Below are 19514 nucleotides of genomic sequence, written 5' to 3'. Positions count from 1 at the left end.
CGGTCGGGACGGTACCCTTCGGTGCATGAGTGCTGACAACCGCGGTGACCGGCCGCAGGGCGGAATGCTGCGCCGGATGTTCGGCCGGCTCTCCGCCAGCAACGAGGAGCTCCAGGCCGAGGAGCTGCAGGCCGAGGAGCAGCGCAGGCGGGCGGTGGACGCGGGCTGCACCCCGATAGCGGCCTGCCAGGACCGCCAGGAGGTCACCGTGACCGGCACCCTGCGCGCGGTGACGCTGCGGCCGAGGGCCGGCGTGCCCGCCCTGGAGGCGGAGCTGTTCGACGGCACCGACGCCCTGGACGTGGTCTGGCTGGGCCGTCGCGCCATCGCCGGTATCGAGCCGGGCCGCCGCCTGGTGGCCCACGGCCGGGTCAGCCACGCCCGGGGACGCCGGGTGCTCTTCAACCCCCGGTACGAGCTGCGACCCGCCGGATCGGAGTAGGTCTGTTGACCAGAGGACGACACGCCGCCGCTGAGGAAGAGCTCTCGGAGGCGGACGCGGCAGCACGCGAGGCGGCCTCCAAGGAGGCCGCCGACACCCTGAAGAAGGCCTTCGGCGGGGTACGCGGCATGGTCGACACGACGGTTCCGGGCCTGGTCTTCATCGTGGCCTACAACCTGAGCCACCAGGTCGCCACCGCCTCCTGGTGCGCGCTGGGGCTGAGCGCCCTGCTCGCCGTGGTGCGGCTGCTGCGCCGGGAGACCCTGCAGCACGCCTTCAGCGGCGTGTTCGGCGTGGCCATCGGGGCGTTCATCGCGATGAAGTCCGGCAAGGCGGAGAACTTCTACCTGCCGGGGCTGCTCTGGAACGTCGCGCTGTGCGCGGCCTACGCCGTCTCGGCGCTGGTCCGCTGGCCGGCCATCGGGGTGATGCTCGGGCCGATCACCGGCGAGATGTTCACCTGGCGGACCCAGAACCCGGGCCGGATGCGCGCCTACACCAAGGCCACCTGGCTCTGGGCGGGGCTGATGGCGGTCAAGCCGGTGCTGCTGTTCCCGCTCTACTTCTCGCACAACGTCAACCTGCTGGGCTGGCTGAAGGTAGCGCTCGGCATCCCGCCGCTGCTGCTGGCGATCTACGTCACCTGGCTGATCCTGGCCAAGGCCCCACCGCCCATCAAGGCGGAGGAGGAACAGGCCGATCCGGAACCAGCCGTCGACGAAGAAGCGGTCACCAGCAGACCCTGAGTCGCACCACCTGAGGGGCGCGGGGAACTGCGCTGCCAACCAAGCACCTCCGTAGAGGCCTGGCAACACAGTTCCCCGCGCCCCGCTGCCCTTTCAGGCCGCCGTGGTCTGCAGCAACGCTTCGAGCTCTGCCTCGCGCTCGGCGTTGGCGACGAAGAGCAGCTCGTCGCCGCCCTCCAGGGTGTCGCTGCCGCTGGGCACCAGCACCCGGCCCTCGCGGATGATCGTGACCAGCGCGGTGTCCTCGGGCCACTGGACGTCGCCGACCCGGGTGCCCACCGCCGCGGCGTCGGCCGACAGGGTCATTTCGACCAGGTTGGCCTCGCCCTGGCTGAAGCGCATCAGCCGGACCAGGTCACCGACGCTCACCGCCTCCTCGACCAGCGCGGACATCAGCCGCGGCGTGGACACGGCCACGTCCACGCCCCAGGCCTCGTTGAACAGCCACTCGTTCTTGGGGTTGTTCACCCGGGCGACCACCCGGGGCACCCCGTACTCGGTCTTCGCCAGCAGCGAGACGACCAGGTTGACCTTGTCGTCCCCGGTCGCGGCGATGACGACGTTGCAGCGCTGCAGCGCCGCCTCGTCCAGCGCGGTGATCTCGCAGGCGTCCGCGAGCAGCCACTCGGCCTGCGGTACCCGTTCCACCGAGATGGACTTGGGGTTCTTGTCCACGAGCAGGACCTCGTGGCCGTTCTCCAGCAGCTCACCCGCGATGGATCGTCCCACCGCGCCGGCTCCGGCAATGGCTACCCGCATCAGTGCTCCTCCGGACCCTTCGCGAACACGGCCTCGACGGCGGCGAGGTCGTGGGTGCGCATCATCATGTGCACGAGGTCGCCCTCCTGCAGCACCGTCTCCGACGTGGGCAGGGTGCCCACCCCGAGGCGGGTGATGAAGGCCACGCGCACCTCGGCGGCCAGCTCCAGCTTGGACAGCCGGTGGCCGATCCAGGCGGGGGCGACCGGGACCTCGGCCAGCTGGACGGTGCCGCTCGCGTCCTGCCAGTGCGGCTCGGCGCCGCTGGGCAGCAGCCGGCGCAGCATCTGGTCGGCGGTCCAACGCACCGTGGCCACGGTGGAGATACCCAGCCGCTGGTAGACCTCGGCACGCCGCGGGTCGTAGATCCGGGCCGCGACGTTCTCGACGCCGAAGTTCTCCCGGGCCACCCGTGCGGCGATGATGTTGGAGTTGTCGCCGCTGCTGACCGCTGCGAACGCGCCCGCCTCTTCGATGCCCGCCTCGCGGAGCGTGTCCTGGTCGAACCCGACCCCGGTCACCCGCTTGCCCGCGAATCCCGAACCGAGACGGCGGAACGCCGTGGGGTCCTGGTCGACGATGGCGACCGAGTGCCCCTGCTTCTCCAGGGTGCGCGCGAGGGCAGAGCCCACGCGACCGCAACCCATGATGACGATGTGCACGCCCGTCCTTCCGGAGTGATGTCCCGGCTCGATCTTGACACCGGCTTAGCGGGTGCCCGCACCAGGGTCGCACCCTCGCGCGCCAATGACACAACCGCCGTACCCTCCGAACCGGGGTGCCTACACCCGCCAATGTGCTGGTTGTGGCGCTGCGACAGCCCGAACGGCCGCTGGAGGGCGAGCGAACTCACAGCGCGACGAAACCAATCCGCAATCTTCCGGAGATCGATTCGGGTTGTTCGGCAGGTGTTTGGCTGCCAGATGCAGAGAAATCGTAGGCGCTAAGTCCGTTTCGGCCACTGGATCGATGGTCCGCCGCGCGCTGCGCCCCGGCGTGTGGGCGGTCTCGGTACCCTGGCTGCACTCAGCCGATGCCGTGAAGTCCGGCACTGCGGCGACCGACAGCAAGGACAGCCAAGCGTGACACCCCCTGGCAGGACCCCCGCGGCAACCGACGCACCCTCGCTGGTCGGGCAGCGGTTCGAGGTCGAGGTGGGCCCGGTCGCCCACGGCGGCCACTGCGTGGCCCGGCACGACGGCCGGGTGCTGTTCGTCCGCCATGCCCTGCCGGGTGAGCGGGTGCTCGTCGAGGTGACCGACGGCACCGAGGCGTCCCGGTTCCTGCGGGCCGACGCGGTGGAGGTGCTGCAGGCGTCCAAGGACCGGGTCAAGCCGCCCTGCGCCTTCGCCGGCCCCGGCCGCTGCGGCGGCTGCGACTGGCAGCACGCCACCCCGGGTGCCCAGCGCAAGCTCAAGGTGCAGGTGCTCACCGAGCAGTTGCGGCAGCTGGCGAAGCTGACCCCGGCCGAGGCGGGCTGGGACGGCAGCGTGGAACCGGTCGGCGGCAAGCTGCCGGCCGGTGTGGTGCCGCAGTGGCGGACCCGGGTGCAGTACGCGATCGACCCGGTCAGCGGTGAGGCGGGGCTGCGTCGGCACCGCTCGCACGAGGTGCAGCCGATCGACCACTGCATGATCGCCGCACCGGGCGTCAGCGAGCTGGGCGTGGAGGCGCGGTCCTGGAACGGGATGGCGTCGGTGGAGGCCGTGGCGGCGACCGGTTCCTCGGACCGCCAAGTGATCCTGACCCCGCGTGAGGGCGCGCGGCTGCCGATCGTGGAGCTGGACCGCCCGGTCTCGGTGCAGCGGATCGACGACCACGGGGGCGTGCACCGGGTGCACGGGCGCGCCTTTGTGCGCGAGCGCGCGGCCGGCCGGACCTGGCGGGTCAGCGACGGTGGCTTCTGGCAGATCCACCCGGAGGCGCCCGACCTGCTGGTCTCGGCGGTGCTGGAGGGTCTGGACCCGCAGGAGGGCGAGAACGCGCTGGACCTCTACTGCGGGGTCGGGCTGTTCGCCGGGGCGCTCGCGGACCAGCTCGGCGAGGACGGCGCGGTGCTCGGCATCGAGTCCTCCAAGCAGTCGGTGGCGGACGCCCGGCACAACCTCGCCGACCTGATCGGTGACGGCCGGGTCCGGATCGAGTGCGACCGGGTCGAGCGGCTGCTGCCGCGTACCGGGATCACCGAGACCGATCTGGTGGTGCTGGACCCGCCGCGCTCCGGCGCGGGCCGGGACACCGTGCGCCACCTGGCCGGTCTCACCCCGCGCCGGATCGCCTACGTGGCCTGCGACCCGGCGGCGCTCGCCCGTGACCTGGCCTTCTTTGCCGACGCCGGCTACCGCCCGGTCAGCCTGCGGGCGTTCGACCTGTTTCCGATGACGCACCACTTCGAGTGCGTGGCCGTCCTGGAGCCCGTGGCGGGATAGTTGCCTGCGCGTCAGCCCTTGCGTGCTAGCGGAATCGCGCTAGCTTGGAGGTATGACGAAGAAGCAGCTGAACGTGAGGGTGGACGCCACCACCGCGGAGATTGCCCGGGCCAGGGCGGAACAGGAGGGGATCAGCATGAACCAGTACATCGAGAAGCTGGTCCAGCAGGACATGGGCGAGACCGGGCGGGTCTTCCTGGACGCGGCCGCGCAGTTCATGAAGGAGTACGAGGCCGCCTTCCTCGCCGAGTTCGGTGAGCACGAGGCGACGGGCCGACGCCGTTGACCGTGAACGTCGAGATCGACCTGTCCTGGCTGCTGATGGCGGCCGAGCAGTACACCCCCGGTGACCCGCGGGTCACCGACTACGGCTCCCTGGTCGCGGCGGTGACCAGGCATCAGGCCGAGATCTTCGACGTCCTGGTCTACCCGGAGCCGGAGGACCGCGCGGCGGCTCTGATGCACCAGCTCATCCGGGTGCCCGCACTCGAACGCAACAACGAGCTGTTCGCCACCGCCGTCGCGTTCGCCTACCTGGTCGCGGGCGGCGCCAACGTCGCCACCACCACCCGCGAGATGCGCAGCCTGGCCCGCGCGCTGCGCGAGGGCCGGATCGGCGTGGACGGCGTGGCCGAACGGCTGGCCGGCTGGATCGTCGACCAGCTGCCGGACCCGGCCGGCGAGGACGGGACGGAGGGATCCGACGGCTCCGAGGGCGAGGGGGACGGCGAGTCGTCCTAGCCCGGGCCCCATCTCTGCCGACTGAACGGCCGAAGACGAGTCAACGACCGAACGACCGAAGGGCGAGGAACGGCGCGTGCTGCAGGACATCGTGGAGTACCTGGTCTGCCCCCACTGCCGGGAGCCGCTCGGGTACACGCCGGACGGTGGGGCGCTGCGCTGCGCCGATGGGCACTCCTTCGACATCGCCCGGCAGGGCTACGCCAGCCTGCTGCCCGGTGACGCGCACACCGGAACCGGGGACACCGCGGCCATGGTCGCGGCACGGGACGCCTTCCTCGGGTCCGGTCACTACGCGCCGATCGCCTCGGCGCTGGCGGCCGCCGTCCCCGGGCACGTCGACTGTGTGGTGGACCTGGGCGCGGGCACCGGTCACTACCTGGCGGCGGTGCTGGACAGCCGTCCGTCGGCGCGCGGGATCGCACTGGACATCTCCAAGTTCGCGCTGCGCCGGGCCGCGCGGGCCCATTCCCGGCTGGGTGCGGTGGTCTGCGACGCCTGGCGGCCGCTGCCGCTGCGGGACGGCTCCGCCGACGTGGTCCTGAACGTCTTCGCGCCGCGCAACGGCGCCGAGATCCGCCGGGTGCTGCGGCCCGGCGGCACCCTGCTGGTGGTCTCGCCCACGCCCCGTCACCTGGAGCCGCTGGTGCGGGAGCTGGGCCTGCTGGGTGTGGACGACCGCAAGGACGAACGGCTGGCGGCGGCGCTCGGGCCGCACCTGGACGCGGCCGGAAGCAGCGAGCACACGTTCCCGCTGCTGCTGGACCACCAGGCGGTGCGCACGGTGGTCGGGATGGGCCCCAGCGCCTGGCACACCGACCCGACCGCTCTCGCCGCGCGGATCGACGCGCTGCCCGAGCCGGTCCCGGTCACCGCGTCGATCACCCTCAGCGTGTTCACCCGAACCGGCGAACCACGCGCCGCGCACGGATGAATCGGCGTCAGGAGGGACGTTTCGCCTGCTCAGCGTGGGTGGAGCTGCGTTAGCGTCGCCGGGGTGAGCCAGCCCACCGCGCGCCCCAGCAACCCGCCCGCCGCCTCGGCCGGCAGCCCCGCCGGCAGGCCGGGCGGTGGTCCGCCGCGGGCGACGGTCTGCGAGCTGAGGCTCGGCGCGTTCAAGTCCTACGCCGGATCGGTGCTGCCGCTGGCCCCCATCACACTGCTGCACGGTGCGTCCGGAGCGGGCAAGTCCAACGCCCTGGACGGGCTGGCGGCACTGTCCGGACTGGCCGGGGGCGCCGAGCTGCCGGACGCGCTGGCGGGGGTGCGCGGCGGCCTGGCCGGCTGCGTCCCGCACGGCCAGCAGGGGTTCCGGCTGGGCTGCGCGGTGGCGGCACCGGGCGGCGGCACGGTACGGCTGGAGGTCGCGGTCCGGGTGGACGGCGGGCCGAGGATCGTCGCCGAACGGCTCACCGAGCAGTCGCCGGACGGCGGCGCACCCCGGGTGCTGCTCGCCACCGGTGCCGAGGACCCGGCCCGGAGCCGGATCAACGCGCTCTGGCACAGTGATGGACGCCAGGGTGACATCCGGGCCCCGCTGTCGGCCACCGCACTGCTGACCGCGCAGCTGCCGCTGCGGGTGGCGGGCGCCAACCCGGCCGAACGGCGGGTGCTGGCCGGCGCCGAGGCGGTGCTGACCGCGCTGCGCGAGGTGTTCCCGGTCGATCCGGTGCCCGCGCTGATGCGCGGCTGGGTGCCGGCCGCGGACGACTCCCGGCTGCGGACCTCGGCCCAGAACCTCTCGGCCGTCGTCGCCCGGATCCAGGGCGAGTGCCGGATCAGGTACGGCGTGCTGGTGCGCAGCATGCGGGCCGCGAGCCCCTATCCGGTGCGCGAGCTGCGGGTGCTGCGGGAGTCCCGGGACGGCGTGGAGCGGGTGATCGCGGCCCTGGACGAGGGCACCGCGGACCTGCTGAGCAGCGGGCTGCTGCGGCAACTCGCCTTCACCACGGTGCTGCTGACCGGCCCTGGGGTGCTCCAGATGGAATCGGCGGCCGAGGTGCCCGATCCGGAGCGGCTGCTCACCGTGCTGGCTGAGGATCTGGACGCGGGCCTGGGGGACGAACAGGTCGGAGAACTGCTCAGGGTCGCCGGGGAGGTGGTGGCGCGCGGCCATGTACGGCTGCTGGCGACGGCGCGGGAGGTTCCGGTCGCGGCGGCCAAGGAGGGGGCGCTGGCGCTGCGCTGCCGGCGCGACCCGGCGACCGGGTGCAGCGTGCTGGAGTCCGACACAATGGGCGTATGAGCGATCAGGAACGCCCGCTGGACGTCGCCGAACTGCAACGGCGGCTGCTGGACTTCGCGGTGGCCCGCGACTGGGGGCCGTACCACACACCGAAGAACCTGGTCGCGGCGCTGAGCGTGGAGGCGTCGGAACTGCTGGAGATCTTCCAGTGGCTGACGCCGGAGCAGGCGGCCGCGGTGATGCGGGAGCCGGAGCGGGCGCACCGGGTCGAGGACGAGGTCGCCGACGTGCTGGCCTATCTGCTGCAGTTCTGCACAGCGGTCGGGGTCGATCCGCTGGCGGCGCTGGCGGCCAAGATCGAGCGCAATGAGCTGCGCTTCCCGGTGGGCCGCACGCCGCCGCTGGACGGGGTCTGAGCGACGCCCCCGACCCCTGGTCTCACCCGGGCGGGTGACGGAGTTTTCCCCACCCCCGGAGTTGTCCCCAGGCGGTCGCCGATCGCGCTTCCCGGTCGCCGTCCCGGGCCACGCTGGTCCCCTGACGGAACGTCCGTCAGGAGAGACGGGTGTGGAAAGGGGAGTGGCGGCATGGACGCACAGCGGCTGATCAAGGTGAACAGGAACGCCCTCGCCGAGGCGCGGAGCATCCCTCCGGCCCTGGTCGAGGCATGGCAGGCCTGCGTGTTGACGGAGGCCGTGGCGGCGGTGGCGGCGGTGGAGCTGACCCAGGCGGCGCTGCTGCAGGGCAGCGGCTGCGGCCCCGCCGAGATCGCCCGGGCCCTCGGTGAGGCCGCCGAACACGCCGCCGCCTGTGTCGGCCCACCGCCACCTGAGGACTGGGCCGGCCCCAGTCGCGCCGAGCGGCTCGGCGAGACCGGGGACCTCGCCACCACGGTGCGGGAGCTGCGGCTGCTCATCCACGAGACCGCCGAGGCGTTGATCGTCCTCGCCTGTGGCGCGGTCGAGCAGGAGCTCTACTGGCGCTGCATCGACTCGGTGGACGCCGTGGCGGAGTGCCAGGACCTGACGACCGAGCTGCTCCGGGCACTCGACCCGGGCCGGACCGTGGCGCTGCGCTGGGAGGCGCCCAGCCCGCAGCCCGCGGACTGCGGGGGCGAGCTGTGAGCGGCCTCCCGGCGCGGCCTCCCACGCCGCTCCCGCTCCCGGCCCTGCCCGGGCGCCTGCTCTCGGCCCTGCTCCTGCTCCCGGTGCGCCTGCTCCTGTTCCTGCTCCTACTGCTCGGACCGCTGCTGCGGCTCCGCGCCCGGGTCGGACTGCGGGCCATGCGGAGGCGGCGCCTGCAGCTCGGCGTCCAGCTGCACGATGTCGGCGCTCAGCGCCGCGAGCAGTTGCTCCATCTGGGCCAGCAGGTTCTGTGGTGCGACTGGTGCCTCGGACATGGTGGGTGCGCCCCTCCTGGGTGCTGCGGACGGGGCGGCGGACTGTGCCGGTCCCGAGCGCCCAACGACCAGGGACGGCGCCTGGTCACCGTGCGTCACACCCACGGGGGACGGCACCGCCGGTCGCGCCGCTCGGCCCACGCCGTCGGCTCACACCGTGGCGGGAGGCGCGCAGCCGCGCGCAGGCCTGCGGTCCCGCGCGGCGGCGCGGTCCCACAGGCCCTCCAGCTGCGACCGGGGATCAGTTGTGCGGGGGTCAGTTGTGGGTGTGCAGCTCGGCGTTGAGGCCGCCCCAGGAGCCGGAGCGGGCGATGACCTCGACCGCGCCACTCTGCGAGTTGCGCCGGAACAGCAGGTTGTCCTGCCCGGACAGGTCCACCGCCTTGGCGACCTTGCCGTCCGGGAGGGTGACCCGGGTACCGGCGGTCACGTAGAGGCCGGCCTCGACCACGCAGTCGTTGCCCAGCGAGATCCCGATCCCCGCGTTCGCGCCCAGCAGGCAGCGCTCGCCCACCGAGACGACCTGCTTGCCGCCGCCGGACAGGGTGCCCATGATCGAGGAGCCGCCGCCGATGTCGCTGTGGTCGCCGACCACCACTCCGGCCGAGATCCGGCCCTCGACCATCGAGGTGCCGAGGGTACCGGCGTTGAAGTTGACGAAGCCCTCGTGCATCACCGTGGTGCCCACGGCGAGGTGCGCACCCAGGCGGACCCGGTCGGCGTGCGCGATGCGCACCCCGCTCGGCGCGACGTAGTCGGTCATCCGGGGGAACTTGTCGATGCCGTAGACGGCCAGCTGGCCGCCCTCCGCGCGCACCGCCAGCCGCGCTGCCTCGACGCCGTCCACCGGCACCGGGCCGATGCTGGTCCAGGCGACGTTGGCGAGCAGGCCGAAGAGGCCGTCCAGGTTCTGTCCGTGCGGCTGCACCAGGCGGTGGCTGAGCAGGTGCAGGCGCAGATAGGCGTCGTGGGCGTCCAGCGGCTTCTCGTCCAGCGACGCGATCACGGTGCGCACCGCCACGACCTCCACGCCGCGCCGGGCGTCCGTGCGCAGCGCGGCGGCTGCGCCCGCGCCGAGCGCGGCGACGGCCTCGTCGGCGGACAGCCGTACCGTGCCGGTCGGGCCGGGCGCGGCGGCCAGGGACGGCGCCGGGAACCAGGTGTCCAGCACGGTGCCGTCGGCGGCGATGGTGGCAAGTCCGGCCGCGACAGCGCCGCGGTCGGAGAGGGCAGAGGAGGAGGCAGTCTCGTTCGTCACCCCTGCACGGTAACGAATCCTGCCCCCGGCCGCCGAACCGTACCGGTGGGCGGACAGTGCGCGGTGGATGACCGGATCGGTCCGCCTCCGGACCCGATCGGGCCTTTCGATCCGTCATCCGCCCAGGCCAGACTGATGGACATGACCCGAGCACTGATTGTCATCGATGTCCAGGAGTCCTTCCGTGCCCGCTCCGAGTGGGAGCTGATCAACAACCCGAAGATCGCCGAGCCGGTCGGCCGACTGGTCCGGCTCGCACGTGAGGCCGGGGATCTCGTCGTCTGGGTGCTGCACAGCGAGCCCGGCAGCGGCGATGTCTTCGACCCGGCCCTGGGCCATGTCCGGCTGATGGACGAGCTGGATCGCCACGACGACGAGCCGCTCGTCCTCAAGACCTCGCACAACGCCTTCACCAGCACCAACCTGCAGCAGCAGCTCACCGAGCGCGGCATTCGCGAGCTGACGGTCTGCGGGATCCGCACCGAGCAGTGCGTGGAGACCACCACCCGGGTCGGCAGTGACCTCGGCTACCAGGTCACCTTCGTCCCGGACGCCACCGCCACGAACCCGATCACCCGCGGCGGGGTGACGCTCAGCTCCGACGAGATCGTCCAGCGCACCGTCTTCGCCCTGGCCGACCGCTTCGCGACCATCGCCACGGTCGACGAACTGGAGCGTGCGGCAGCGGATGCGGCACGATGACCGCACCATGACCCATGTGCTCTTCCTGCTCGTGCCCGGCGTGCATCTGCTCGATCTCGCCGGGCCCGCACAGGTCTTCTCCAGCGCCGCCGACCACGGCTATCCCTACACCCTGGGCTATGTCGCCGAGCGGCAACTGGTCCCCAGCGCCCAGGGCGCCGTGCTGCAGGCCGGGACGGAATGGCCGGACCTGGCAGTCGGTGACCTGATCCTGGTCCCCGGCTGGCGCGTCGACGGTCCGGCCGCCATGCCCCCCGGTCTGATCGGCCCGGAGCCGGTGCGCCGGCTCCGGGAGCACCACGCCGCGGGCGGCACCGTCGCCAGCGTCTGCGCCGGGGCGGAGGCCCTGGGCCGGGCCGGACTGCTCGACGGCCGGCGCTGCACCACCCACCACGACCTCCAGGACGATCTCGCCCGGAACCACCCCCGGGCCACTGTGGTCCGCGACGTGCTGTTCACCGAGGACGACCGGGTGGTCACCTCCGCCGGTATCGCCAGCGGCATCGACCTGGCGCTGCACCTGGTCGCCACCGCGCACGGGCCCGCGGCGGCTGCCAGGGTCGCCCGCGACATGGTCGTCTACGCCCGCAGAAACGGTCATGAGCCGCAGCAGAGCGCGATGTTCAGGTACCGCTCGCACCTCGACGACACGGTCCACCGCGCCCAGGACCTGATCGACGACCACTACGACTCGCGGCTCCCGCTGGCCGAACTCGCCACCCGTGTCGGCGTCAGCGACCGCACCCTGACCCGGATGTTCACCCGTGCCACCGGACTCACACCGCTGCGCTACCAGCAGACCCTGCGGCTGGAGCGCGCCGAACACCTGATCGCCCACGGGGCGACGGTCGAACGCGCCGCGCACACCGTCGGTTTCGAGGACCCGCGGATGCTGCGCCGCCTCCGCGCCCGCACCTGACGCCCGGCTGTCCGGCGGGTGTCGGCCGGTGGTTGCGGCGAGGCCTACTCTGCTGACATGGAACCTGCCGGCAGGGAGAACGGTCTGATCGACTTCGTCACCGCCGCGCCGGTCGCCGGGGCGGACGAACCCGCGTGGATCCATGGCTCACCGTCGCGGCGGCACAGCAGCGACCCGCCGATCCAGGTGCACGCGCACGACCGGCACACCTTCCTGCTGCGGCAGAGCCAGTCCGTGAACTACGAGGGGCCGTTCGTCTTCCTCTTCCTGGGGAACGAGCGGGCGCTGCTGCTGGACACCGGCGCCACGGCGGACCCGGAGCGGTTCCCGCTGCGCCGGACCGTGGACGGCATCGTCGCGGACTGGCTGGTCGAGCACCCGCGCACCGACTACCGGCTCGTCGTCGCGCACACCCACGGCCACGGCGACCACATCGCCGGCGACCCGCAGTTCGCCGACCGGCCCGGGACCACCGTGGTCGGCGTCGACGCGGCCTCGGTCGCGGAGTTCTACGGTTTCAGGACCTGGCCCGAGGAGGTGGTCGGCTTCGACCTCGGCGGCCGGGTCCTGGAGCTCACCGGTATTCCGGGCCACGAGGACTCCTCGATCGCCGTCTACGACCCCTGGTCCGGCTTCCTGCTCACCGGCGACACCGTCTACCCCGGCCGGCTCTACACCACCGACTTCCCGGCCTTCGTGACCAGCCTGGACCGGCTGGTCGAGTTCGCCGGAGCCCGTACCGTGACCAGGGTGCTCGGCTGTCACATCGAGATGACCCGTACTCCCGGCCGTGACTACCCGACAGGCTCCGTCTACCAGCCGGACGAGCCGCCGCTGCAGCTGACGACGGACCAGCTCGTCGCCGTGCGGGACGCCGCGCGCGCGGCCGTCGGCCGCCCCGGAGTGCACCGCGGCGACACGTTCGTCATCTGGAACGGGCCCTGCCACGTCGAGCAGGGCAGACAGCTGGTCCGCGCGATCACCGGCCGGCTCCGCGACCGGCTGCGCCGCAGTGGTGGCCGCTGACGCGGCCGGGGCCCGGGAAGTGGTCGCCCACCCGGGCCCCGGCCGCCGAGCGGAGCCGGTCCTGGTCAGCCTTCGGGCTTGACCTCGGTGTCGACGAAGTCGCCGATGGCCCCGAAGACCGTCCCGGGCTGCTCGATGTGCGGGAAGTGCCCGGCCTCCGGGACAGGCCGGAAGGTGCCGCGGGGGAAGGCGTCGGCCAGGGCGCGCTCGTACTCCAGCGGCACGATCCCGTCCTGCTCGCCGGCGAGCACCAGCACCGGGACGGTGACCCGGTGCAGCCGGCCGCGCAGCTTCGGGTCGTGGCAGAACGGGTCGCCCGCGTAGACCGCCAGGGTCCGCTGGTTGGCGGCCATCCCGGCCTTCTGCTCCTCGCTCAGCGTGGCCGGGTTGAGGCGCAGGTCCGGGTTGTGGAAGGCCAGTTCGCCGGTCCTGACCGGTCCGAGGTTCGCGGGGTTCGCGATCTCCAGCGGGGGCTCGGGGGTGATGCCGGTGGAGCCGAGCAGGACCAGGGCGCTGATCCGGCCGCGGTTGTCGCGCAGTCCCATCTCGGCGGCGATCCAGCCGCCGACCGAGCTCCCGGCCACCATCACACCGTCCAGGCCGAGCTCGTCGAGCAGGTCCAGGTAGGCCGAGGCCAGGTCGGCCACGCTGTCCGCCCACTCCGGGCGGGGCGTGCCGTCGAATCCGGGGTGGGTCGGGACGACCACGTACGCGTGCTGGGACATGCCGGCGGCGAAACCGGCCATCGAACGCGGTCCGGCGCCTCCGTGCAGCATCAGCACACCGGTGCCGTCGCTGTTCTCGCCGAACTCCTGGACCGTGACGGTCAGGCCGTCGCGGAGGCTGATGGTGCGGGTCGTGCTGGCGGGGGCGGAGACAGTCATGGTGAAGATTCCCTCATTGGATCGGTGGGTTGGATCGATGAGTTGGATCGATGAGTTGGATCGGTGGCGGCCGGGCGACCCGTGGCCGTCTCCGGCGGGGCTGCACCCAGATCGTGGTCGGCTCGCTTTGTGAGAGCCAACTGTCATTACTGTAGGCGGCCCGCTCGGTCTATGCAAGTGAACTCTCATGGAGAGAGTTGACTCGCCTCGTGATCCCGGGGGAAGGGGAGCACCGCCTGCCGACTTGTGCGCGCATCGCGGCATGGCGATGATCGTGTCCAACGCGGTGGACGGCAGGTCGTCCACCGCCGTCCGCAGGACCGGCGCGCCGCCGGGCTGCCGGGACTGTCGACACGGGGAACGCACGCTCCGCACCTCTGAGTTGGTGTTGTGGCGTCGGGCTGCATGGGGGAAGGGACGGCGCGCGTGCAACCGTTGGAGACAGGGGACCCTGCGGCGATCGGCTCGTACCGATTGCTGGGGCGGCTGGGTGCCGGCGGAATGGGCCGGGTCTATCTGGGGCGCAGCCCCGGCGGGCGCACCGTCGCGGTGAAGACGGTGCGCGCCGAACTGGCGTCCGACGTCGAGTTCAGGGACCGGTTCCGGCGCGAGGTCGCGGCCGCGCGCACGGTGGGCGGGGCCTGGACCGCACCGGTGCTGGACGCGGACACCGAATCGCTCTCGCCCTGGGTGGCCACCGGCTACGTGGCGGGTCCGGCGCTGTCGGACGCGGTCGCGGATTTCGGAGCGCTGTCGGAGCACGGGGCGCGGGTGCTGGCCGCAGGTCTGGCGGAGGCGTTGGCGGCCGTGCACGGACGCGGGCTGATCCACCGTGACATCAAGCCGTCCAATGTGATGCTGTCGCCGGACGGCCCGGTGCTGATCGACTTCGGCATCGCCCGGGCCATGGACGTCACCAGCGTGGGCCTCACCAGTACCGGCGTGGTGGTCGGGTCGCCCGGCTACATGTCGCCCGAGCAGGTCCAGGGCCTCCGGCTGGGCGCCGCGTCGGACGTCTTCCAGCTGGGCACGGTGCTGGTCTACGCGGTGACCGGGCGAGGGCCGTTCGTCGCGGACAGTGCAGCCGCCCTGCTCTACAAGGTGGCCCACGGGGAGCCGGAACTGGGCTCCATGCACGGCGAGTTGCGGACCCTCGCCGAAGCCTGCCTGGCCAAGGATCCGGCCGCCCGTCCCAGCCCGCAGCAGATAGCCGCGCGACTGGCACCCGGGGGCGCCTCCACGTTGATCCGCCAGGGCTGGCTGGCCGAGCCGCTGATGGCACAGCTCAGCCGCCGGATGGTCGAACTGCTCAACCTGGAAACGGTGCTGCCCGTCCCGGGTGCGCAGCAGCCACCGGCGCAGGCCGCCCCGGGGCAGGGCGAGCCGGGGCAGGGCGAGCCGCCCCGCACGTCGATGCCGCATCCGCTGACGCACCGCGAGCCCGATCCCCGCGACACGCCGCCGCCGGACCCTCGCGTACCGCAGTACGCGATGACCGGGGGCGACTCGACCCTGGCCCTGCGGGCCGGCGAACCCGTCGCCGACGGGCCGTCGTCGTCGCCGGTGACCGGCCAGGAACCTTCGGCGGGCAATGACCTCAAGTACACCCTGTTCGCGGTGCTTCTGATCGTCGCCGTGGTGGCTGCCCTCATCGCCGTCAATGCTCTCTCCTCCAACGGCGACTCGGGAGGCGGTCAGGCGAAGTCGGTGGCGGCGGTGGTGGCGTAGCGGCTCATCACCTCGGTGACCGTCTGCGGGGTCATGCCCTGGCCGTCGGCGATCGTGTCGCGCAGGTCCCGGAAGTACTGCACATAGAGATCCGGGGTGAAGGTGTTGACCATGACCATGGGCTGGTCGCCGGGGTTGGCGAAGGTGTGCGGGACGCCGGGGGGAACCATCACCAGGGTGCCGGCGGGAGCGTCGTAGTCGGTGTCTCCGACGGTGAACCTGGCTGTGCCGGAGACCACGTAGAAGCCCTCGTCGTGCTGGGCGTGGCGGTGCTGGGGCGGCCCGGCGGTGTGCGGGGCGAGCGTGATCTCGCCGATCCCGAGCCGGTGCGCGGTGGTGGCGCCGTCCTCCAGGATGCGGATCCGGGCGGGCCCCAGTTCGATCACCTCGCCACCGTTCGGGGGGACGATCGAGACGTCGGTCATGGCCTGCTCCTTTGCGAGAGTTGACTTTCGCGACTGTAGGCTGCCGCACGGCATCGTGCAAGTGCTCTCTCATAATCAGGGTTGACTTGCTATCCTGGCCGCATGCAGAAGGGCGCACCGATGACACCGCAGACCACGACCGGCCGTACCAACCAGAAGCTGCGCACCCGCGCCGCGATCCTGGGGGCCGCCGTCGAACTGATGCGCACCGGGGGTGAGGTGGCCATGCCCGATGTCGCCAGGGTCGCCCTGGTGTCCGAGGCCACGGCCTACCGCTACTTCCCGGACCTGGCCAGCCTGTTGAAGGAGGCCATGGCCGGGCAGTGGCCCACCCCCGAGGAGGCGCTGGCCTCCGTCGCCGACTCCCGCGACCCGGTCGAACGCGTGGCCGCCGCGACCGAGCACCTGCTGCGCCTGGTCCTGACCTACCAGGGCGCGACCCGGGCCATGATCGCCGCCACCATCACCCGCCCCGCGGCCGTCGGCGCCCGCCCCGCTCTGCGCCTCGGCCTGATCGACCACGCCCTCGCCCCGTTGGCGGACACCCTCGGGGCCACCGACCCGGCCGCTCTGGCGCGGTTGAAGAACGACCTCGTCGTGGTCGTCAGCGCCGAGGCCCTGTTCACCCTGACCGACCTGTGCGGGATGGACGCCGACGCCGCCGTCGCCAGCGCGGTGCACACCGCGACCACCCTCACCCGGGCCGCCGTACAGGCTCAGGCCGAAACGGCCGCGCGCACCGCCGTGGATCACTGACGCCGTGGATCGCTGACGCCGTGCATCACTGACGCCATGCCTCGCTGACGCCGCGTCGGCACCCCTGCGGTGACGTCGGCGCCATGCGGGTACGTGCGACCCGAATGGCCCTCCGCGCGGGCAGCGGGACGGGGTCGAGCCGAGAGTGGACCCAATGGCGCCGGTTCCGCGGGCGCATCGTCATCGGGTGACGGCCTGCCCCCTGCGGCCCCGGGAGACCCCGTGTCCACCTATCTGTTCAGCCTTGCCACGTGGGCGTTCCGCCGCCGTCGCCTGGTCCTCGGTCTGTGGCTGGTCGCGGCGGTCGCCACAGTCGTCCTCTCGGTCGCCAGCGGTGGCAAGACCAACGACAACTTCACCATTCCCGGCACCGAGTCGCAGCAGACCGCCGACCTGCTCAAGGCGAAGCTCCCGGCCCTGGCCGGCGGCCAGACGCAGGTCGTCTTCGCCACCCACGGCGCCGTCAGGGTCACCGACCCCGGGCCGATGGCCGGCATCGAGGCCGCGGTGGCGAACCTGGCCGAGGTCCCGCAGGTGGCCTCGGCCAGCAGCCCGTTCCAGGCGAACGCGGTCTCCCCGAACGGCCAGGTCGCGCTCGGCCAGGTGCAGTTCACCGCGGCTCCGGCGGACGTCAAGGACGCGACACTGAACGCGGTCCAGGCCGCTGTCACCCCGGCCAAGGCCGCCGGAGTCCAGGTCGAGTACTCCGGCAGCGTCTATCCGGGATGGCGGCTCGCCCCCTCGGAGCTCCCGGAGCTCATCGGCCTGGTCGTCGCCTTCGTCATCCTCCTGATCACCTTCGGGGCCTTCGTGGCCGCCGGGCTGCCGATCCTGATCGCGGTCATCGGTGTGGTCATCACCCTGACCGGGGTCACCGCCATCGCCTCGGTCGTCACCATCGCCTCGGCCTCGACGACCGTCGCCCTGATGCTCGGCCTGTCCTGCGGCATCGACTACGGCCTGTTCATCCTGTCCCGGCACCGCAACAACCTGCTCCAGGGCCGGGAACTGGAGGAGTCGGTGGGTCTGGCCGCCGGGACGGCCGGCGGCTCGGTGGTCTTCGCCGGCCTGACCGTGATCATCGCGCTCTGCGGCCTGTCCGTCGTCGGCATCCCCTTCCTCACCGTCATGGGACTGGCGGCGGCCGCCGCCGTGGGCATCGCGCTGCTGATCTCGCTGACCCTGCTCCCGGCCGTGCTCGGCTTCGCGGGGAGGAAGGTCACCCGCTTCATCGACTCGCCGCTGCGTCGGGGCCACCACGAGGACGTCGCGATGACGGCGGCCACCGAGCCGCACCGGACCTTCGGCGCGGCCTGGGCGCGCTTTGTCGTCCGCTACCGGGTGCCCACTCTCATCGGCGGTGTCGCGCTGCTGCTGCTTCTTGCGGTTCCGGCCCTGTCCGTGGTTCTGGGCCTGCCCAGCGGCTCCTCCAAGCCGACCTCCGACACCTCCCGCAGGGCCTACGACCTGACGACCGCGGCCTTCGGTCCGGGCTTCAACGGCCCGCTGCAGGTCGTGGCGGACGGTGTCACCTCGCCGGCCACGGCCCAGGACCTGGCGACCGCGCTCGCCAAGGTGCCGGGCGTCAAGGCGGCCACGCCGGCGGCCGTGACGAACGGCGTCGCCGTCATCCGGGTCGTCCCGACGACCGGCCCGAGCGACCCGGCCACCGCCGACCTGGTCAACCGCCTGCGTGACAACCGGGCCGTGATCGAGGGCACCACCGGGGCGAAGGTGCTCATCGGCGGCATCACGGCCTCGAACATCGACGTGTCCGCGAAGCTGTCCGCAGCCCTGCCGGTGTTCCTGGTGGCGGTGGTCGGCCTGGCCTTCATCCTGCTGACGTTCGCGTTCCGGACGATCCTGGTGCCGATCAAGTCGATCATCGGCTTCCTGCTGTCGGTGTCCGCCGCGTTCGGCATGCAGGTAGCGCTCTTCCAGTGGGGCTGGGGCCAGCAGGTCTTCGGCATCACCAAGGCCGAGACGATCAGCTTCCTGCCGATCATCATGCTGGCGATCATCTTCGGCCTCTCCAGCGACTACGAGGTCTTCGTGGTCTCCCGGATCAAGGAGGACTACACCAGGACGAACGATGCCCGGGGAGCGGTCGAACGCGGCACCGGGCAGGCCGCGCGGGTGGTCACGGCCGCCGCGCTGATCATGTTCTCGATCTTCGTGGCGTTCATGTTCAGCAAGGACCCCACCATCAAGGCGATCGGCTTCAGTTTCGCCGCCGGGGTGTTCCTCGACGCCTTCGTGGTACGGCTGACCCTGGTCCCCGCGGTGATGGCGATGGTCCGCGCGAAGCTCTGGTACCACCCGCAGTGGTTCGCCAAATACGTCCCCGACCCGGACATCGAGGGCGAGAAACTCCAGCACCGCCTGGCCCCGGTGGAAGACGTGACGTCCGGCCGCAGCGGCCGGTGAATCAGCGCGGCCGATCACCCGCGTCCGGCGATACTTTCATGCACGAGGTCAAGGTCAGCCCGCCCCTCGTTGGCGTATCGGCCTCGGGAGCAGCAAGGCGGGCCGTGGCCCTGCTGCCTGGCGCATCAGCGTTGCAGGAGGTCGAGGGCTTCGGTCCAGCGGTAGTGGTCGCGTCCTCCGCTCGCTTGGGGTGGGTGTGGCTTGTAGCTCCCGAATTGGACGCCCATGGCGACGAGTTGTTCACGGCTGCGGGTGTAGGCCGGGTGGGCGGCCTGGGCGGAGTTGATGTAGGGCAGCGCGACGGTGGGAATGCCGAGTCCGTAGGCCTCGGTGAGGATCGCCAGAGCCAGGGTGTCGGCGTGCCCGCTGGCCCACTTGGTGATCGTGTTGAGCGTGGCCGGCGCGACCGCGATGGCGTCGGCGGGCGGCAGCGGGCGGGGCTGGTCAGGGGTGCGCCAGGCCGAGCGGATCGGGTAACCGGTCTGGGCCTCGACGGCCGGCACGTCGAACAGCGCCAGGGCGTTGGGGGTGGCGATGACACCGACCTCCCAGTCGCTCTCCTGGGCAGCCTGGATGAGCTTGCCGACGTCGTCGGCGACACCGGAGGCGCAGACGACGACGTACAGGAACCGCTTGGCCTGCTCGGTCACACCGGCGCTCCCCACTCCCGGCACAGCTGTCTCAGTTC

The 19514-nt window shown here is 72.1% G+C and carries 22 protein-coding genes; 15 read left to right on the top strand and 7 right to left on the bottom strand.

Annotated features, from left to right (window positions below; all coding sequences use genetic code 11):
• Positions 1–25: 25 nt before the first annotated feature.
• Both ABH925_RS03565 and ABH925_RS03560 read left to right on the top strand, forming a co-directional pair.
• Positions 26–442 (top strand): OB-fold nucleic acid binding domain-containing protein, encoded by a 417-nt coding sequence (locus tag ABH925_RS03565; RefSeq protein ID WP_370145270.1) that lies wholly within the window; start codon positions 26–28, stop codon positions 440–442.
• A 5-nt stretch (positions 443–447) separates the two neighbouring features.
• Positions 448–1188 carry a DUF3159 domain-containing protein gene (locus ABH925_RS03560; protein WP_370145268.1) on the top strand — a complete coding sequence of 247 codons (741 nt, stop codon included), beginning with the start codon at positions 448–450 and terminating at the stop codon, positions 1186–1188.
• 93 nt (positions 1189–1281) lie between these two features.
• Here the strand turns inward: ABH925_RS03560 and ABH925_RS03555 are convergent, their stop codons facing one another.
• The gene (locus ABH925_RS03555; protein ID WP_370145267.1) at positions 1282–1947 is read right to left on the bottom strand and encodes a TrkA family potassium uptake protein; all 666 of its coding nucleotides are present in this window, start codon (positions 1945–1947) and stop codon (positions 1282–1284) included.
• Positions 1947–2609 carry a TrkA family potassium uptake protein gene (locus tag ABH925_RS03550; protein ID WP_370145266.1) on the bottom strand — a complete coding sequence of 221 codons (663 nt, stop codon included), beginning with the start codon at positions 2607–2609 and terminating at the stop codon, positions 1947–1949. The genes ABH925_RS03555 and ABH925_RS03550 overlap by 1 nt, the downstream gene beginning before the upstream one ends.
• Before the next feature lie 420 nt (positions 2610–3029).
• Here ABH925_RS03550 and ABH925_RS03545 point away from each other — a divergent pair, with 420 nt between their 5' ends.
• The 7 genes from ABH925_RS03545 to ABH925_RS03515 all read left to right on the top strand — a co-directional run bounded on the left by ABH925_RS03545 (position 3030) and on the right by ABH925_RS03515 (position 8426).
• Positions 3030–4376, top strand: a complete 1347-nt coding sequence (locus ABH925_RS03545; RefSeq protein ID WP_370145265.1) for a class I SAM-dependent RNA methyltransferase — start codon at positions 3030–3032, stop codon at positions 4374–4376.
• Positions 4377–4428: 52 nt separating this feature from the next.
• Positions 4429–4662: a toxin-antitoxin system HicB family antitoxin gene (locus tag ABH925_RS03540; protein ID WP_370145263.1), complete on the top strand. Its 234-nt coding sequence runs from the start codon at positions 4429–4431 to the stop codon at positions 4660–4662.
• A gap of 35 nt (positions 4663–4697) precedes the next feature.
• Positions 4698–5117 carry a fic family toxin-antitoxin system, toxin component gene (locus ABH925_RS03535; protein WP_370145420.1) on the top strand — a complete coding sequence of 140 codons (420 nt, stop codon included), beginning with the start codon at positions 4698–4700 and terminating at the stop codon, positions 5115–5117.
• Positions 5118–5193: 76 nt separating this feature from the next.
• Positions 5194–6051: a methyltransferase domain-containing protein gene (locus ABH925_RS03530; protein ID WP_370145261.1), complete on the top strand. Its 858-nt coding sequence runs from the start codon at positions 5194–5196 to the stop codon at positions 6049–6051.
• A 63-nt stretch (positions 6052–6114) separates the two neighbouring features.
• The gene (locus tag ABH925_RS03525; RefSeq protein ID WP_370145260.1) at positions 6115–7362 is read left to right on the top strand and encodes an AAA family ATPase; all 1248 of its coding nucleotides are present in this window, start codon (positions 6115–6117) and stop codon (positions 7360–7362) included.
• Entirely contained in the window at positions 7359–7718 is a 360-nt protein-coding gene (locus ABH925_RS03520) for a nucleotide pyrophosphohydrolase (protein WP_370145259.1), read from the top strand. The genes ABH925_RS03525 and ABH925_RS03520 overlap by 4 nt, the downstream gene beginning before the upstream one ends.
• A gap of 171 nt (positions 7719–7889) precedes the next feature.
• Positions 7890–8426 carry a DUF6099 family protein gene (locus ABH925_RS03515; protein ID WP_370145258.1) on the top strand — a complete coding sequence of 179 codons (537 nt, stop codon included), beginning with the start codon at positions 7890–7892 and terminating at the stop codon, positions 8424–8426.
• 107 nt (positions 8427–8533) lie between these two features.
• Here ABH925_RS03515 and ABH925_RS03510 read toward each other — a convergent pair whose 3' ends face one another.
• Positions 8534–8701, bottom strand: coding sequence for a hypothetical protein (locus tag ABH925_RS03510; protein WP_370145256.1), 168 nt, complete (start codon positions 8699–8701; stop codon positions 8534–8536).
• A gap of 256 nt (positions 8702–8957) precedes the next feature.
• Entirely contained in the window at positions 8958–9959 is a 1002-nt protein-coding gene (gene dapD / locus ABH925_RS03505; RefSeq protein WP_370145255.1) for a 2,3,4,5-tetrahydropyridine-2,6-dicarboxylate N-succinyltransferase, read from the bottom strand.
• Between the two features lie 141 nt (positions 9960–10100).
• Between dapD and ABH925_RS03500 the strand changes: the two genes are divergently transcribed.
• From ABH925_RS03500 to ABH925_RS03490, 3 genes are read left to right on the top strand one after another with little or no spacing between them, the layout of a single operon-like run.
• Positions 10101–10661 (top strand): cysteine hydrolase family protein, encoded by a 561-nt coding sequence (locus tag ABH925_RS03500; RefSeq protein WP_370145254.1) that lies wholly within the window; start codon positions 10101–10103, stop codon positions 10659–10661.
• A 7-nt stretch (positions 10662–10668) separates the two neighbouring features.
• Positions 10669–11580, top strand: coding sequence for a GlxA family transcriptional regulator (locus ABH925_RS03495; RefSeq protein ID WP_370145253.1), 912 nt, complete (start codon positions 10669–10671; stop codon positions 11578–11580).
• A gap of 57 nt (positions 11581–11637) precedes the next feature.
• Entirely contained in the window at positions 11638–12606 is a 969-nt protein-coding gene (locus ABH925_RS03490) for an MBL fold metallo-hydrolase (RefSeq protein WP_370145252.1), read from the top strand.
• A 65-nt stretch (positions 12607–12671) separates the two neighbouring features.
• Here ABH925_RS03490 and ABH925_RS03485 read toward each other — a convergent pair whose 3' ends face one another.
• The gene (locus tag ABH925_RS03485; protein ID WP_370145251.1) at positions 12672–13490 is read right to left on the bottom strand and encodes an alpha/beta fold hydrolase; all 819 of its coding nucleotides are present in this window, start codon (positions 13488–13490) and stop codon (positions 12672–12674) included.
• Positions 13491–13916: 426 nt separating this feature from the next.
• Between ABH925_RS03485 and ABH925_RS03480 the strand changes: the two genes are divergently transcribed.
• The gene (locus tag ABH925_RS03480; RefSeq protein ID WP_370145250.1) at positions 13917–15218 is read left to right on the top strand and encodes a serine/threonine-protein kinase; all 1302 of its coding nucleotides are present in this window, start codon (positions 13917–13919) and stop codon (positions 15216–15218) included.
• On the opposite strand, the gene ABH925_RS03475 is transcribed toward ABH925_RS03480, so the two are convergent.
• Positions 15185–15643, bottom strand: coding sequence for a cupin domain-containing protein (locus ABH925_RS03475; RefSeq protein WP_370145249.1), 459 nt, complete (start codon positions 15641–15643; stop codon positions 15185–15187). The two genes, ABH925_RS03480 and ABH925_RS03475, sit on opposite strands and share 34 nt — an antisense overlap.
• 102 nt (positions 15644–15745) lie before the next feature.
• On the opposite strand from ABH925_RS03475, the gene ABH925_RS03470 reads away from it, so the two are divergent.
• Both ABH925_RS03470 and ABH925_RS03465 read left to right on the top strand, forming a co-directional pair.
• Entirely contained in the window at positions 15746–16399 is a 654-nt protein-coding gene (locus ABH925_RS03470) for a TetR/AcrR family transcriptional regulator (RefSeq protein WP_370145248.1), read from the top strand.
• 222 nt (positions 16400–16621) lie between these two features.
• Positions 16622–18826, top strand: a complete 2205-nt coding sequence (locus tag ABH925_RS03465) for an MMPL family transporter (RefSeq protein WP_370145246.1) — start codon at positions 16622–16624, stop codon at positions 18824–18826.
• 125 nt (positions 18827–18951) lie between these two features.
• On the opposite strand, the gene ABH925_RS03460 is transcribed toward ABH925_RS03465, so the two are convergent.
• Positions 18952–19476 (bottom strand): flavoprotein, encoded by a 525-nt coding sequence (locus ABH925_RS03460; RefSeq protein ID WP_370145245.1) that lies wholly within the window; start codon positions 19474–19476, stop codon positions 18952–18954.
• Positions 19477–19514: the final 38 nt, after the last annotated feature.

It is taken from the genome of Streptacidiphilus sp. EB129 (assembly GCF_041262645.1).
GTDB lineage: Bacteria > Actinomycetota > Actinomycetes > Streptomycetales > Streptomycetaceae > Streptacidiphilus.
This window is presented reverse-complemented; position numbering and strand designations above follow the sequence as displayed.

Excerpts from the sequence above, each read along its gene's own strand:
- ABH925_RS03565 (WP_370145270.1), top strand. The coding sequence starts at position 26 with ATGAGTGCTGACAACCGCGGTGACCGGCCGCAGGGCGGAATGCTGCGC.
- ABH925_RS03555 (WP_370145267.1), bottom strand. The coding sequence starts at position 1,947 with ATGCGGGTAGCCATTGCCGGAGCCGGCGCGGTGGGACGATCCATCGCG.
- ABH925_RS03540 (WP_370145263.1), top strand. The coding sequence starts at position 4,429 with ATGACGAAGAAGCAGCTGAACGTGAGGGTGGACGCCACCACCGCGGAG.
- ABH925_RS03535 (WP_370145420.1), top strand. The coding sequence starts at position 4,698 with ATGGCGGCCGAGCAGTACACCCCCGGTGACCCGCGGGTCACCGACTAC.
- ABH925_RS03520 (WP_370145259.1), top strand. The coding sequence starts at position 7,359 with ATGAGCGATCAGGAACGCCCGCTGGACGTCGCCGAACTGCAACGGCGG.
- ABH925_RS03515 (WP_370145258.1), top strand. The coding sequence starts at position 7,890 with ATGGACGCACAGCGGCTGATCAAGGTGAACAGGAACGCCCTCGCCGAG.
- ABH925_RS03510 (WP_370145256.1), bottom strand. The coding sequence starts at position 8,701 with ATGTCCGAGGCACCAGTCGCACCACAGAACCTGCTGGCCCAGATGGAG.
- ABH925_RS03500 (WP_370145254.1), top strand. The coding sequence starts at position 10,101 with ATGACCCGAGCACTGATTGTCATCGATGTCCAGGAGTCCTTCCGTGCC.
- ABH925_RS03495 (WP_370145253.1), top strand. The coding sequence starts at position 10,669 with ATGACCCATGTGCTCTTCCTGCTCGTGCCCGGCGTGCATCTGCTCGAT.
- ABH925_RS03490 (WP_370145252.1), top strand. The coding sequence starts at position 11,638 with ATGGAACCTGCCGGCAGGGAGAACGGTCTGATCGACTTCGTCACCGCC.
- ABH925_RS03485 (WP_370145251.1), bottom strand. The coding sequence starts at position 13,490 with ATGACTGTCTCCGCCCCCGCCAGCACGACCCGCACCATCAGCCTCCGC.
- ABH925_RS03475 (WP_370145249.1), bottom strand. The coding sequence starts at position 15,643 with ATGACCGACGTCTCGATCGTCCCCCCGAACGGTGGCGAGGTGATCGAA.
- ABH925_RS03470 (WP_370145248.1), top strand. The coding sequence starts at position 15,746 with ATGCAGAAGGGCGCACCGATGACACCGCAGACCACGACCGGCCGTACC.